We start from the raw sequence: 14,259 nt of genomic DNA on the forward strand, positions 1-14,259 counted from the left end.
GGCTGGTTCGATTCGAGAATCACCGCCGACTTTCACGCTCGTAGCGCAGCACGCCGCCTCCGGGCTCGGATGAGGTGCCGTCCGAGCAGCCCGTGGCTGGGGCTGAGGAGATAGACGAGCGTGAAGACGGCGCCTTGCGTGAGTACGACCATGCCGCCTGAGGCGGTGTCGAGCCAGTAGCTGAGGTAGATGCCGACGATCGAGCAGGCGACCGAGATCGCGGGAGCGATGACGAGCATCCGGCCGAATCGGTCGGTGAGCAGGTAGGCCGTCGCGCCGGGGATGATGAGCATCGCCACGACGAGGATCACCCCGACGACCTGGAGAGCGACGACGGCTGTCAGGGCGAGCAGGCCGAGCAGTAGAGCGCCGAGCATCCTTCGATTCAGGCCGATGGCGTGGGCGTGCGTGGGGTCGAAGGCGTAGAGGGTGAGATCTCGACGCTTCAGGACGAGGACGACGAAGGCGACGGCGCTGAGGGCCGCGATCTGGATGAGATCGCCCGTGGAGACGCCGAGGATGTTGCCGAAGATGATGTGGTTGAGGTCGGTCTGCGACGGCGTGACGGAGATGAGCACGAGTCCGAGGGCGAACAGACTGGTGAAGACGATGCCGATCGCCGCGTCCTCTTTGACGCGGCTGGTGCCGCGCACGGCGCCGATCAGCACGACGGCCAGCAGGCCGAAGACCAGCGCGCCGATCGCGAAGGGCGCGCCGAGGATGTAGGCGATCACGACTCCGGGCAGGACCGCATGCGAGACCGCGTCGCCCATGAGCGACCAGCCGACGAGGACGAGCCAGCACGACAGCAGCGCGCAGACGATCGCCGAGAGCACGGTGGTGACGAGCGCGCGCACCATGAACTCGTAAGCGAGCGGCTCGAGGAGGAAGTCGATCGGGTTCATGCGGCGTCCGCGTCCTGCTCGAGGACGTCGAGGCCGAACGCCATCGCGAGGTGCTCGGGGGTGAGTACCTGCTCGACCCCGGCGTGCAGCAGCACCCGGCGCATGAGCAGGATCGCCTCATCGGCCAGGGCGGGGAGTGCGTGGAGGTCGTGAGTGGACACCAGCACCGTGCATCCGTCGGCGGCGAGCTCGCGCAGCAGCCGGACGATGGTGACCTCCGACCGCTTGTCCACCCCGGCGAACGGCTCATCCAACAGCAGGATCTCCGCCCCCTGGGCGATGCCACGAGCCACGAATGCCCGCTTCTTCTGCCCGCCGGAGAGCTGTCCGATCTGCCGGTCGGCGACGTCGGTCAGCTCGACCCTCTCCAGCGCCTCGGCAACGGCGCGCCGATCTGCCGGTCGTGGACGGCGCGTGAAACCCTGGTGACCGTAGCGACCCATCATGACCACGTCGCGCACCGAGACGGGGAACGCCCAGTCCACGTCCTCGCTCTGCGGAACGTAGCTGATTCCCCCCTTCTTGCGCGCCACGGTCGGGTCGACTCCATCGATCAGGACGCGACCGTTGTCGGGTCGGAGCATCCCCATGATCGCCTTGAACAGAGTCGACTTGCCGGATCCGTTCATCCCGATCAGTCCGCACACCCGGCCGCGCTCGACCCGCAGCGTCACGTCATCCAGGGCCAGCAGCTCGCCGTAATGGACGGTGACGCTCTCGACCTCGATCGCCGCGGTCACGGCGCGCGTCCCGTGAGCGCGCCGATGATGGTTCTCGCGTCGTAGCGGATCAGGTCCAGATAGGTCGGCACCGGCCCGTCTGCCTCGGAGAGCGAATCGACGTACAGTACGCCGCCGAATACGGCATCGGTTGCCTCGACGACCTGTTGCATCGGCCTGTCGGACACGGTGGACTCGCAGAAGACCGCCGGCACGTCGTTGGCCTTCACGAACTCGATGGCCGAGGCGATCTGCTGCGGGGTGGCCTGCTGCTCGGCGTTGACCGGCCAGATGTAGTGCTCGGTGAGCCCGGCATCACGGGCGAGGTACGAGAAGGCGCCCTCGCAGGTCACCAGCGCCCGCTGGCTCTCCGGCAGTGCGGACAGCTCCGACGTCAGCTCATCGCGCACCTCTTGGAGTTCGGCGTTGTAGGCGGCGCCGTTCGCCTCATAGGCGTCCGCATGCTCCGGGTCCAACTCGGAGAACGCGGACACCATGTTGTCGACGTACAGCTGCACGTTCAGCGGGCTCATCCACGCGTGCGGGTTCGGCTTGCCCGCGTAGGCGTCCTCGGTGATGTCCATCACCTCGACCCCCTCGCTGACGACCACGTGCGGCACCTCGATGCTGTCCACGAACTGCCCGAACCACACCTCCAGGTTGAGGCCGTTGTCCAGGATCAGGTCGGCAGTGGACGCCGTCCGCACGTCGCCCGGCGTCGGCTCGTAGCCATGGATCTCCGCGCCGACCTTCGTGATCGACTCCACCCTCAGATGTTCCCCCGCCACGTTCTGGGCGATATCCGCCAGCACCGTGAACGTCGTCAGCACCACCGGCCGCTCATCCGAGGCGGGACCGACCACGGGTGAACTGCACCCGCACAGCAGCGAGATCGATGCGATGGAAGCAACGAGAGCGGGCAGTAGTGAGAGGTGATTTTTAGGCACACCGAAAACATAGCCTTTCGGGAGGCCGAAACCAAGTTGGATGCAGCGGGTGGTCATCGGCCCCGTTTTGGATCGTTTCATTGACGCGACCGTTGCCGCATCGTACGATGATGAAACCCCATCGATGAACAGTTTTCATTCGGGCACACGGCACCGTCGAGTCGACGGCTTACAAGGAGGTAAGGATGTCTCAGATTTCAAGACGCAAGAAGTTGGTGAGTGCGGTCGGCCTGACCGCTGTCGCCGGAATCGCTCTGGCTGGCTGCTCGAACGGCGGCGGCGGGGGAGAGGGTGGCGATGTCGAACTCACCTGGTTGCAGGGCAGCGGAGTCCAGACCAACATCGACATCGCTCAGTCGCTCGTCGATGCCTTCGAAGCCGAGAATCCCGGCATCACCATCAAGGTCGATCCGAGCGGCGGGGCCGGTTCCGAGTACGACAACCTGCTGAAGACCCGGCTCGCCACAGGCGAGGTCGGAGACATCTTCTGGTACAACAGCGGGTCGCAGCTGCAGGGGCTGAATCCCGACCAGACGCTCCTGAACGTCGCCGACGAGCCGTGGGTCGGAGATCTCGACGAGACGTTCCGCAGCGTCGTCTCGGGAGCCGACGATGCGGTTTTCGGTGCGCCGACCGGATCAGCGGGCACGGGAGGCTTCCTCTACAACATTCCGCTGTATGAGGAGCTCGGCCTGTCGATCCCGACGACCTGGGACGAGTTCCTGTCGAACGCCGAAGCGATCAAGGCATCGGGCAAGCCTGCGGTGGAGATGACTTTCGGGGACACCTGGACGGCGCAGCTGCTCACGCTTTCCGACTTCTACAACGTCTACGCGGCCGACCCGGAGTGGGGCGAGGAGTACACCGCGAACGAGGCGAAGTTCGCCACCGACCCGGTCGCGCTCGAGAGCTTCACCAAGCTGCAGGACCTGGTCGACGGAGAATACCTCAACCCGGACTTCGCCTCGGCGACCCTCGATGAAGGCCTGGTGGCCGTGGCGACCGGCGAAGCCGGTCACTATCCGATGTTCACCGCCCTGTACTCGTCTCTGTTGACGCTCGCCCCCGACAACCTCGAGGACATCGGCTTCTTCCCGGTCCCGGGCGAAGATGCGTCAGCGAACGGCGCGACCGTCTGGTACCCGGCGGCTGTCTATGCGCCGAAGAACACCGAACACCCCGAAGAAGTGAAGAAGTTCATGGCATTCGTGGCGAGCCCGGCCGGTTGCGACGCCATCATCGACGCCTCTGGTGTCACCGGCCCGATGCTGGTGGAGGGGTGCGAGCTGCCCGACGATGCTCCTCGCATGGTGACGGACATGTTCCCGTACTTCGATGAGGAGCGTACTGCTCCGGCACTGGAGTTCCTGTCGCCCATCAAGGGACCGGCGCTCGAGCAGCTCCTCGTCGAGGTCGGTTCCGGCATTCGCAGTGCGAAGGATGCTGCGGCGCTCTACGACCAGGATGTCGAGAAGCAGGCGCAGCAGCTCGGCCTCGACGGCTGGTGATCGCGGCCTGATGACGCGTCGATCGGTGGGCGAGGGATACCTCGCCCACCGACCGGCCATGACTGGATGGAGCTCACATGAGCACGCTGGCACCCCCCAGCCGGCGCTCCGCGAGGCTGAGGAGCCTCCGAAGCGGCGCACGACCGGACGACTCTCCCACAAGACCTACCCGTACTGGTTCCTGCTTCCGGCGGGCCTCATCTACGCGGTGCTGTTCCTCGCCCCGACATTCGCGTCGTTCTACTTCGCATTCACGCGATGGAACCTGTACGAGGTCGAGTTCATCGGGTGGGACAACTTCTCACTCTTCTTCCGCGACCCGCAGCTGACCAAGGGTTTCACGAACACGCTGATCTACGGTGTCCTCACCTCCGGGATCAAGGTCATCCTCGGATTGGCGCTGGCCGTGCTGCTGACGTCGCCGATCCTCGCACGGGGCTACCTTCGGGCCGTCATCTTCTTCCCGGTGCTGGTGTCGACCATCGGCGTCGGCATCACCTTCCGCGCGCTGATGGACCCCGAAGACGGCCTCATCAATCAGACGCTGGCGCTGGTCGGAATACAGGGGCCCGGGTGGCTCACCGACCCGAACCTCGCGCTGTACTCGATCATCGGCGTCGACATCTGGAAGGGTGTCGGACTCGCCGCGCTGATCTTCATGGCGGGGATCGTCTCCATCCCGCGCGAGTACTACGAGGCCGCCACCATGGATGGCGCGAGCGGATGGAAGAACTTCTGGAGCATCACCGTTCCGCTCGTCTCGCCCGCCACCACCACCGTCATCATCCTGTCGCTCATCGGAGGCCTGCGATCGTTCGACCTGATCTGGTCGATGACGCGAGGTGGCCCCGGATTCTCCAGCGATGTCATCGCCTCGGTGATCCTCAAGCAGTATCAGGCCGGCTTCTACGGGCTCTCAACGGCAGGGAACGTCATCCTGTTCCTCGTCGTGACCGCCATCGTGCTGCCGTTGTTCCTGTGGTTCAACCGGAAGCAGACCGACCTATGAGAACTCAGAACCGTACCCGACACCTGGTCGGCATCATCGCGATCATCGTCTCGGCGGTCGTCTTCCTGATCCCGTTCGCGTTCATCGTGATGACCTCCTTCAAGACGCAGCAGCAGTCAGCTCTGCTGGACTTCGCGCTGCCGATCGACTTCGTCTTCTTCGAGAACGTCGCCGCCGTGTTCGCGACGAACGACTACATGCTCGTGACGGCGTTCATCAACAGCAGCATTCTCACGGTCGCTTCGGTGGCGATCATGGTCGTGCTGTCGGCGATGGTCGGCTGGATCCTCGCCCGCCGGCCGTCCCGCTGGAACGGAGTCTTCAGCTTCCTCATCCTCGCCGGGTTGATCGTGCCTCCGGCGGTGGTTCCGACGATCTGGGTGCTGCAGAGCATCGGCTTGTTCAAGACCCTCCCGGGGCTGGTCTTCATCGAGGTCGCGTACGGCATGGCCTTCTGCATCCTGCTGTTCCGCTCGTTCGTGTCGACGATTCCGAAGGAACTGGATGAGGCCGCCGTCATCGACGGCGCCGGACCCATCCGGCTGTTCTTCCGGGTGGCGTTCCCGTTGCTCCGGAGCGTCATCGTGACGGCGATCGTCGTGCAGGCGGTGGCGGTGTTCAACGACTTCGCGAACCCGCTCTACTTCCTCCCCGGTGCAGAGAACGCGACGGTCCAGCTGACGTTGTTCAACTTCCAGAGTCAGTACGCGACGTCTTGGAACCTGCTCTTCACCGACATCCTGCTCATCACCATCCCGCCCCTTCTCATGTACGTCTTCTTCAACCGGCAGATCGTGGCGGGAATGACTGCAGGAGCGATCAAGGGATGACTCCCGCGAATGAAGGGTCATTCGATGAATCGCCCTCGGAGGCTACGGCTCCTGCCGTAGCATGACGGCATGTCTGTGCGCGGTCCATACGCGAAGGGGCTCGCGAAGCGTGACGAGATCCTCGACGCAGCTCTCGAGCTCTTCGCCCAGAAGGGTTACGACCGAACCTCGGTGCGGGAGATCGCACGGCAAGCCGGTCTCAGCCAGGCCGGTCTGCTGCATCATTTCAGCACGAAGGAGGATCTCTTCCTCGAGGTGTTGCGTCGCCGGGACGATCGCTCCGCCGACGCGGCCGCTCCGACGCACACGCATTCCGTCGATCGCCTGATCAGGGCCGTCGACCGCAACGCCAATGAACCCGGTCTCGTGCGCCTGTTCGTGGCGATGTCGGCGGAGAGCGCCGAGGATGAGAGCGAGGCGCGAGCATTCTTCGCGGCTCGCTATGACTGGCTATTGGCGCAGATCGCCGAGGATGTCCGTGCGCATCAGGCGTCAGGGGATATCGCGGCGGACCTCGATGCCGACGACGCCGCATCGCTCCTGGTGGCGGCGGCCGACGGGCTGCAGATCCAATGGCTCCTCAACCCCGGCAGCGTCGACATGCCCGCACGCATCCGCACCCTCTGGGACGCACTGAAGAAGCGCTGACAGCCGACTTCTTGCAAAACCATTCAATGACCGTCATTATGGTTCCACCGCACGAGGAGCTGCCCAGCGCGCATCTCGTCGGGAAGGCCCCGTCCCTCGTCGCCGAGTGGCGGGAGGGGTGATCGCGTCGGTCACCGAGGACGAGACGCGCGCCGACAGCTCTGCGGGCGACCAAGATCGAGGAGACCTCATGACCATCACCACGGACAACGTCGAGGATGCGTACGCGCCTGTACGGACGCTTTTCGCCGACTACCTCGCCGCCGAACCCGCGTACAGCGCTCAGCTGGTCGTGTTCCGCCACGGAGAGCCGGTCGTCGACCTCGCCGGTGGCGCGGCGCTTACCGGCGACTCCCTCACCGGTGTCTACTCGGTCAGCAAGGGCGTCGCCGCGCTGGTCATCGCGATGCTGATCGAGGACGGCGCGCTCGCCCTCGACCGTCGCGTCGCCGACTACTGGCCGGAGTTCGCGGCGGCGGGCAAGGGAGACGTCACGGTGGGAGACCTGCTGTCGCACCGCACCGCGCCGGGTTGGCGGCAGTCGCGCCCGGGGTGTTCGCCTTCGACGAGTTCCTCGAGCACTCCGACCGCGGGGCGGCGAGACTCGCCGCGCAGCCCCCGCTCTGGGTGCCCGGTTCCGCGTTCGGCTACCACGCGCTGACCATCGGCATTCTGATCGAGGAGCTGGTGCGCCGCGTCACCGGCCGCACGCTGCAAGCGGTCTACGAAGCGGAGATCCGCGGTCCCCGGGATGCGGATTTCTACCTCGGCCTGCCCGAGGTCCTCGACGGCCGTTACGTCCCGCTCGCCCCTCCCGCGCTCACCGAGCGCCAGCAGCGCGAAGTCGCTGAGCGGCCGCCGGTGGACGCTCTCGCCGAGACGGTCTTCTCGAACGTCGACGCCCCGGACGATCTCAGCGATCGCGGCATCAGCACGAACAATCCTCGAGTGCGACGGGCAGGACCTGCCGCGATCGGCGGGGTCGGCTCGGCGAGAGGACTCGCACGCTTGTACGCCGATGCACTGCCGTCGGCGGAGCGCCCGATCGCCTCAGCGGGAGTGTTCCGGGCCATGGCGGTGCAACGGTCGTGGGGCCACGACCGGGTGCTCGACGTCATCAACTCCTTCGGTGCCGTCTTCCTGCTTCCGCAGCCCCGCATGCCCTACGCCGGCCTGGGGGCGTTCGGGCACGACGGCGCCGCCGGAGCCCTGGCATTCGCTGACCCCACCACGGGGCTGTCGTTCGGCTACATCCCGTGGCCGCGGCAGCATCCGGGTGGCGCCGACCATCGATCCGTCGCGCTGGCTCGTCTTGCACGGACCTGCGCCATCGAAGCCGGCGCCGCATGACGACGGCACGCCCGATTCAAGCAAAGGATGACACGGTGATCAGCTCCCGCACGCCTCTCGAGGGCGCGACATTCATCGCAGCGACCGCTCCTGAGGGGGTCGCCCCGCGCTTCCGTATCGAGGTCGACCTCGAGAGGCCGCGAAGCGAGGTGACCGGAGCTCGATTGCTCGCCACGGCCCACGGCGTGTACGAGGCGTCCGTCGACGGCGTGCTGGTCACCGCCTCGGTCCTGAACCCGGGGTGGACATCGTACGAGTGGCGCCTGGCGTATCAGGAGTACGACGTCACGGAGCTGATCGCGCGAGGCCCGGGAAAGCTCCTCCTCGAACTCCTGCTGGGAAACGGATGGTATCGAGGGCGTCTCGGATTCGCCGGCGCCGACGCGAACTACGGCGAGGAGATCAGTGTCGCCGCTGTTCTGGAGATCGACTACTCCGACGGCTCGGGGCAGCAGATCGTCACCTCGGAGGAGTGGACGGCTGAAGCCTCGGACATCACCCGGAACTCGCTGTACAACGGCCAGACGATCGATGCGCGGCTTCGGAGCGGCGGCGAAGCGCTCGAACTGCACGCGGCGGACGTGGACCGTGCGGCCCTGATCCCCCAGAGCTCGCCGCTGATCGTCCGAAACGAGAGCATCGCCCCCGTGGAGATCCTGACGTCTCCCTCGGGCCGCAGGCTCGTCGACTTCGGTCAGAATCTCGTCGGATGGGTGCGATTCACGGTGAGCGGCGAGCGCGGGACCCGCATCCGCATCCGTCACGCCGAAGTGCTGGAAGACGGAGAGCTCGGCGTGCGGCCGCTGCGCGGTGCAGAGGCGACCGACGAGTTCATCTTGTCGGGCGGACTCGACAGCTTCGAGCCGACGTTCACCTTCCACGGCTTCCGCTACATCGAGGTCGAGGGCTGGCCGGGAGAGCTCGGGCTGGACAGCCTCGAGGCCGTCGTCGTGCACTCCGAGATGGAGCGGACCGGCTACTTCACGTGCTCGGAGCCGCTCGTCAATCAACTCGTGCACAACTCCGTCTGGGGTCAGAAGGGAAACTTCCTGAGCGTGCCGACCGACTGCCCGCAGCGCGACGAGCGGCTCGGATGGACCGGAGACCTGGCGGCGTACGCAGCGTCGGCGAACTTCCAGTTCGACACCTCCGACTTCCTCGACGGATGGCTGCGCGATCTGCTCGAGGAGACACGTCATGCCGAGGGTCAGTTCGTGCCGCTCGTCGTGCCGGAGGTGCTGAAGTACGCGCACTTCCCGGAGGGGTTCTCGCTTCCCTGGCACCGGGCGACGGCGGTCTGGGGCGATGCGGCCGTCTGGGTGCCCCAGGCTCTGTGGTGGTCGTACGGAGATGCGGAGCGTCTCGCGGACTACTACCCGGCGATGGTCATGCACCTCGAATCGATCGAGCAGGACATCTCGGAGACCGGTCTGTGGGATCGCGGAAATCAGCTCGGTGACTGGCTCGATCCCGATGCGCCGCCCGAGGATCCGGCCGCGGCGAAAGCCGACCCCTCCGTCGTCGCCACCGCCTGTCTGTACCGTTCGGCATCGTTCGCAGCGGAGGCGGCCGACGTGCTCGGCAAGACCGACGATGCACAGCGCTGGCGCGCACTGGCTGCGCGTACGCGAGCCGCCTTCGTCGAGCACTATGTCGATGCGGACGGCGTCGTCCGTTCGGACTGCGCCACCGTGTACGCCCTGGCCATCTCGTTCGGGGTGCTCGACGGCGACCTCCGCGATGCGGCAGGCCGACGTCTCGCCGCGCTCGTGCGAGCGTCGGGATACCGCGTCACGACCGGGTTCGCGGGTACGCCGTTCGTGACGTGGGCACTGTCCGACACGGGTCATCTGGAGGATGCCTACCGTCTGCTCCTCGAGCGGGAGAGCCCGTCGTGGATGTATCCCGTCGTGATGGGCGCCACCACGGTCTGGGAGCGCTGGGACTCGATGCTTCCCGACGGCACCATCAACTCGGGCGAGATGACGAGCTTCAACCACTACGCGCTCGGTGCCGTCGTCGACTGGGTGTACCAGGTGGTCGGCGGTATCCGTCCGGCGTCGCCCGGGTATGCGTCTGTGCGGATCCAGCCGCAGCCGGGCCCGGGGATCGACTGGGCGGAGACGACGTACCGCGCGGCGAGTGGGCCGGTCTCATGCGCCTGGCGAGTGGAGGGGGAGGACCTGCGGGTGGAGGTGTCGGTGCCGGCCGGCGTGCCGGCCGAGGTCATCCTTCCCGACGGCAGAAGATTCGACGTGGTCGGAGGATCACACGAGTTCGTCGGTCCGGCATCCGCCCCCGAGCCCATCGACTGATCCTCTTGCGCCCAACTAGTTTTGTTGCAAAACTAGTTGGGCGGCTCACGGTGAGCAGCGATCAGGGAGCGATCAATGAAGATCATCATCATCGGCGCCGGGATCGGCGGACTCGCAGCCGCGATCAGTCTGCACGAGGCAGGTCTGCGCGACATCACCGTCTACGAGCGCAGCACTGCGATCCGCGGGCTCGGCGTCGGCATCAACCTGCTGCCGCACGCACTACGCGAGCTCACCGAGCTCGGAGTCGCCGACGCCATCGCCGAGCTGGGAGTCGAACCGCGCACCCTCGCCTACTACAACCGCTTCGGTCAGCCCATCTGGAGCGAGCCGCGCGGGCGCGAGGCCGGGTACCGCTGGCCGCAGCTGTCCGTGCATCGCGGACGGCTCCAGCTGGCGCTGCGCGACCTCGCGGAGGCGCGTCTGGCCGAACCGATCAGGCTGGACCACCGCCTCATCGATGTCACGACGCAGGGCGACGGCACCGAGAAGGCGAGCTTCGCGACGGCTGCGGGCACCGTCGAGGTCACCGCCGACGTGATCATCGGCGCCGACGGCATCCACTCCGCGCTGCGCGCCCTGCGCTATCCCGCCGAGGGCGCGCCGCCCTGGGGCGGCCTCACGCTCTGGCGAGGAGTGACACGGATCCCGCCGTACCTCGACGGGCGCACCATGATCATGGCCGGTGATGGCGAGCAGAAGTTCGTCGCCTATCCGCTCGCACCGGCGGATGCTGACGGACGGATGCTCGTGAACTTCATCGCCGAACGCCGCGTCGGCGGCACGGGAGACGCGGATTGGAACCGCACGGTCGAGTCCGGCCCGATCGCCGAGCTCTTCCGCGAGTGGAAGTACGACTGGCTCGATGTGCCGGCCGCGATCGCCGCTGCCGACGAGATCCTCGAGTACCCGATGGTCGACCGCGATGCCTTGCCGCAGTGGACGTTCGGCCGCACCACGCTGCTCGGCGACGCGGCCCATGCGATGTACCCCAACGGGTCGAATGGCGGATCCCAGGCGATCCTCGACGCCCGCGCGCTCGCCTTCCACCTGGCGACGGCCGCGAACATCGACGAGGGCCTCGCGGCCTACGAGCAGGCTCGCCGCCCGGCCATGACCGCTCTGCTCGCCGGCACGCGCGCCACTGGACCGGAGCGCGTGATGCAGCTGGCTCGGGAGCGTGCACCGCAGGGCTTCGCCGACATCGACGACGTGATCCCTTACGCCGAGCGGGCGCAGATCGCTGCCGACTACAAGGCGGCCGCGGGCTTTCTCCCCGAGGCGCTCAACGAGCGCCCCTCGCTCACGCCTCCCACGGAGGTCTCGCAGTGAGCGAACTCGACGCCGCCCGGCTCGCCGCCGTCATCTCGCCCCTCCGTCGGGCGTTGCTCGCGGCGACGAGGGCGCAGGCGCGGCTGCCCGAACTGTCGGATGCGCAGATCGACGTGATCCGCGCCCTGCCGCGCGGCATCTCCCGCGGGCCGGCCGAGATCGCCGACCGGCTGCGCCTGAGCCGGTCGACCGTGAGCAACCTGCTGGGGGCGATGGAAGCGGCGCGGCTGGTGGAGCGGATGCCGGCCGTGTCGGACGGCCGCCGCGTCGAGGTGCGCGCATCCGCTGAAGCCCTCGACCTGTTCGATCGGTTCGACGCGGCGAACTCTGCTCTCGTCACCCAGGCGGCCGCCCAGCTCGACCCCTCTGAACGGGCGGCCCTCGATGCCGCGCTCCCCGTGCTCGAACGACTCTGCGCACTGCTCGGCGGCGCACCCACCGATGCCGAGGTCAGTGCTTCGCCGCATCCGACGCAAGAGGAGATCCGATGACCACGCACGGCACCCTGCCGACACCGTCTCTGGAGTTCGCATTCGATGTCGCTGTCGACCTCGGCCCGCTCGAAGACCACGGCGTCACCAGCGTCGGCCACCGTCGCGTCGTACCGATCCTCGGCGGACGCATCACCGGTGCGATCGACGCCGAGATCCTGCCCGGCGGCGCGGACTGGCAGATCGTCCGCCCCGACGGCACCATCGAGATCGATGGCCGCTACTCCGCCCGAACGGCCGACGGCGACCTGTTGCTGCTGCATGCGAAGGGACTGCGAACCGGCGTGCCCGAGGTGCTCGAACGTCTGGGTCGAGGGGAAGATGTCGACCCCGCGTCCTACTACTTCCGCACGACCGTGCAGATCGAGACGGCCGCTCCGACGCTCTCGCATCTGCAGCGCGCGCTGTTCCTCTCTGTCGCGCAGCGGCAGGCGGATGCGGTGCGCTATCGCGCGTACCGTGTCGGATAGGCGCCGCATCCGCGTGGCGCGATTTTCGACCAGGGAGCGTCAGTCGAAGGTCACCACGACCTTGTCGGCGGCACCAGGAGTCTGGGCGAGCGCCAGGGCCTCCAGCGCCCTGTCGAAGGGAAGCACGTCGCTGACGATCACTGCGTACTTCTCCCAGTTCTCGATGATGTCGTCGGTGACCTCGAAGATCTCGGTCGGGTAGCCCATCGACCAGACGAGATTGAGCTCAGTGGTGAGGATGGCGCCGAAGTCGATCTCGACGGGCTTCTTGTGCACCGCGACCACGCCGAAGGTCGCCCCGTGCTTGGCCATCCCGGTGATCAACGCGGGAACGGGTGGCGCACCCGCAGCGTCGAGGTAGATGTCGGTGCCGGGCCGCACGCCGCGCACCCAGAGGGTGGCGCCGTCGCCGTGGAGTTCCACGAGCCTGGCCGCAACATCCTCCTCCGCGGAGTTGATGACGGCATCCGCCCCCACCTCCCGCGCCTTCGCAAGGCGCGACGGAAGGATGTCGACGACGACGATGTGCTCGACGCCCGCGCGACGGAAGCCGAGCACGGCACCCAGGCCGATCGGGCCGGCGCCGAACACGACGACCCGGTCGCCCGGCTGGGGCTGCGTGCGGTTGACCGCGTGCAGCGCCACGGCCATCGGCTCATTGAGCGCGGCGACATGCCACGGGATATGCGAAGGAATCACCTTCAACTGGCGACCAGGCTCGAAATCCTTCACCAGCACGTACTCGGTCAGCGCGCCCTGCGCGCCGCCGGAGCCGAGCAGGCCATCGGTGAAGGCCATGGTGTCGACGACGACATGATCGCCGACGGCGATTCCTGTCACGTCGGCGCCGATCTCGACGACTTCGGCCGCCGGCTCGTGACCCAGCGCGGTGTCGCCCTGGTGCGGCGGGATGCCACCCATGTGCGCGTAGAGGGCGTCGGAACCGCAGATGCCGCAGGCTCTGATCTTGAGCAGCACGTCTCCGGGCCCGGTCGTGGGCGCGTCGACCTCGACCCAATCGACGACGTCGGGGGCAGTGACACGGACGGATTTCATCGGGAATGCCTTTCGATACGGTGGCGCAACCGCTGCGACGGCATTAACCTTACTCTGTACGGAAAATGCGTTAGGTGGGAATCTCATGAGTATCAGCACCGGAAGTCGGGGCCGGCCGCGCGAGACGTCGGCCGAGGAGATCCGCGACAAGGCCTGGGAGCTCTTCGCCGAGCATGGCTTCGACAACGTGTCGATCGCACAGGTCGCCGGCGCACTCGGCATCAGCCGTACCACCATGTATGTGTACTTCTCCAACAAGCGCGATCTCATGAGTGAGGCGTTCGATCAGTACGCCGCTCAATTGCAGGAGCACTTCGTGGAAGAACCGGAAGGCTCACTCGTCGACGTCCTCATCCATGCGATGCAGTTCATGGCCCGTGACTCACGCGCGGAGCACGCCGACGTCGCCCTGCGGCGCAAGATCATTCAGGACTCTTCAGAGCTCCGCGCCTACGCGGCACTGCGCACCGCGGAACTCACCCAGCTCCTGGTCGATTTCGGCATCGCGCGCGCCCCATCCGTCGACCCCGAGCACGTCGGCGACCTCACCCACGCACTCATGGCCGTCGCGACCAGGGCTACTGACGACTGGACGCTGCAAGAGAGTCCGGGCGAAGACCTCGGGTCGTACGTCTCGGCGAGGCTGGAACGGTTCGTGGCGGCGATGCGCTGATCGCCG

15 protein-coding genes are annotated in these 14,259 nt (G+C 66.8%); 11 read left to right on the forward strand and 4 right to left on the reverse strand.

Annotated elements, in window-relative coordinates:
- Positions 1–32 precede the first annotated feature (32 nt).
- The 3 genes from V5D55_RS09610 to V5D55_RS09620 are packed head-to-tail and all read right to left on the reverse strand — an operon-like array spanning position 33 to position 2,628.
- Positions 33–905, reverse strand: a complete 873-nt coding sequence (locus V5D55_RS09610; RefSeq protein ID WP_435749174.1) for a metal ABC transporter permease — start codon at positions 903–905, stop codon at positions 33–35.
- Positions 902–1,645: a metal ABC transporter ATP-binding protein gene (locus V5D55_RS09615; protein WP_435749175.1), complete on the reverse strand. Its 744-nt coding sequence runs from the start codon at positions 1,643–1,645 to the stop codon at positions 902–904. The genes V5D55_RS09610 and V5D55_RS09615 overlap by 4 nt, the downstream gene beginning before the upstream one ends.
- Positions 1,642–2,628: a metal ABC transporter substrate-binding protein gene (locus V5D55_RS09620; RefSeq protein WP_435749176.1), complete on the reverse strand. Its 987-nt coding sequence runs from the start codon at positions 2,626–2,628 to the stop codon at positions 1,642–1,644. The genes V5D55_RS09615 and V5D55_RS09620 overlap by 4 nt, the downstream gene beginning before the upstream one ends.
- Positions 2,629–2,756: 128 nt before the next feature.
- Here V5D55_RS09620 and V5D55_RS09625 point away from each other — a divergent pair, with 128 nt between their 5' ends.
- The 10 genes from V5D55_RS09625 to V5D55_RS09670 all read left to right on the forward strand — a co-directional run bounded on the left by V5D55_RS09625 (position 2,757) and on the right by V5D55_RS09670 (position 12,524).
- On the forward strand, positions 2,757–4,079 hold the full coding sequence (locus V5D55_RS09625; RefSeq protein WP_435749177.1) for an ABC transporter substrate-binding protein: 1,323 nt from the start codon (positions 2,757–2,759) through the stop codon (positions 4,077–4,079).
- 58 nt (positions 4,080–4,137) lie between these two features.
- The gene (locus tag V5D55_RS09630; protein WP_435749178.1) at positions 4,138–5,088 is read left to right on the forward strand and encodes a carbohydrate ABC transporter permease; all 951 of its coding nucleotides are present in this window, start codon (positions 4,138–4,140) and stop codon (positions 5,086–5,088) included.
- Positions 5,085–5,918, forward strand: coding sequence for a carbohydrate ABC transporter permease (locus V5D55_RS09635; RefSeq protein WP_435749179.1), 834 nt, complete (start codon positions 5,085–5,087; stop codon positions 5,916–5,918). The genes V5D55_RS09630 and V5D55_RS09635 overlap by 4 nt, the downstream gene beginning before the upstream one ends.
- A gap of 69 nt (positions 5,919–5,987) precedes the next feature.
- Positions 5,988–6,566, forward strand: a complete 579-nt coding sequence (locus V5D55_RS09640) for a TetR/AcrR family transcriptional regulator (RefSeq protein ID WP_435749180.1) — start codon at positions 5,988–5,990, stop codon at positions 6,564–6,566.
- Between the two features lie 190 nt (positions 6,567–6,756).
- Complete coding sequence (locus tag V5D55_RS09645) at positions 6,757–7,227, forward strand: serine hydrolase domain-containing protein (protein ID WP_435749181.1); 471 nt, start codon at positions 6,757–6,759, stop codon at positions 7,225–7,227.
- Entirely contained in the window at positions 7,119–7,916 is a 798-nt protein-coding gene (locus V5D55_RS09650; RefSeq protein WP_435749182.1) for a serine hydrolase domain-containing protein, read from the forward strand. The genes V5D55_RS09645 and V5D55_RS09650 overlap by 109 nt, the downstream gene beginning before the upstream one ends.
- A gap of 35 nt (positions 7,917–7,951) precedes the next feature.
- Complete coding sequence (locus tag V5D55_RS09655) at positions 7,952–10,231, forward strand: family 78 glycoside hydrolase catalytic domain (RefSeq protein ID WP_435749183.1); 2,280 nt, start codon at positions 7,952–7,954, stop codon at positions 10,229–10,231.
- A gap of 75 nt (positions 10,232–10,306) precedes the next feature.
- Positions 10,307–11,563 (forward strand): flavin-dependent oxidoreductase, encoded by a 1,257-nt coding sequence (locus tag V5D55_RS09660; protein WP_435749184.1) that lies wholly within the window; start codon positions 10,307–10,309, stop codon positions 11,561–11,563.
- Positions 11,560–12,054 (forward strand): MarR family winged helix-turn-helix transcriptional regulator, encoded by a 495-nt coding sequence (locus V5D55_RS09665; protein ID WP_435749185.1) that lies wholly within the window; start codon positions 11,560–11,562, stop codon positions 12,052–12,054. The genes V5D55_RS09660 and V5D55_RS09665 overlap by 4 nt, the downstream gene beginning before the upstream one ends.
- A complete protein-coding gene (locus tag V5D55_RS09670) occupies positions 12,051–12,524 on the forward strand; it encodes a DUF3237 domain-containing protein (protein ID WP_435749186.1) in 474 nt (157 codons plus the stop codon). Before V5D55_RS09665 ends, V5D55_RS09670 begins: the two co-directional genes overlap by 4 nt.
- A gap of 39 nt (positions 12,525–12,563) precedes the next feature.
- Here V5D55_RS09670 and V5D55_RS09675 read toward each other — a convergent pair whose 3' ends face one another.
- Positions 12,564–13,580, reverse strand: a complete 1,017-nt coding sequence (locus tag V5D55_RS09675) for a zinc-dependent alcohol dehydrogenase (protein WP_435749187.1) — start codon at positions 13,578–13,580, stop codon at positions 12,564–12,566.
- Between the two features lie 85 nt (positions 13,581–13,665).
- Between V5D55_RS09675 and V5D55_RS09680 the strand changes: the two genes are divergently transcribed.
- Complete coding sequence (locus tag V5D55_RS09680; RefSeq protein WP_435749188.1) at positions 13,666–14,253, forward strand: TetR/AcrR family transcriptional regulator; 588 nt, start codon at positions 13,666–13,668, stop codon at positions 14,251–14,253.
- Positions 14,254–14,259 lie beyond the last annotated feature (6 nt).

It is taken from the genome of Microbacterium sp. PMB16, assembly GCF_051294855.1.
GTDB lineage: Bacteria > Actinomycetota > Actinomycetes > Actinomycetales > Microbacteriaceae > Microbacterium.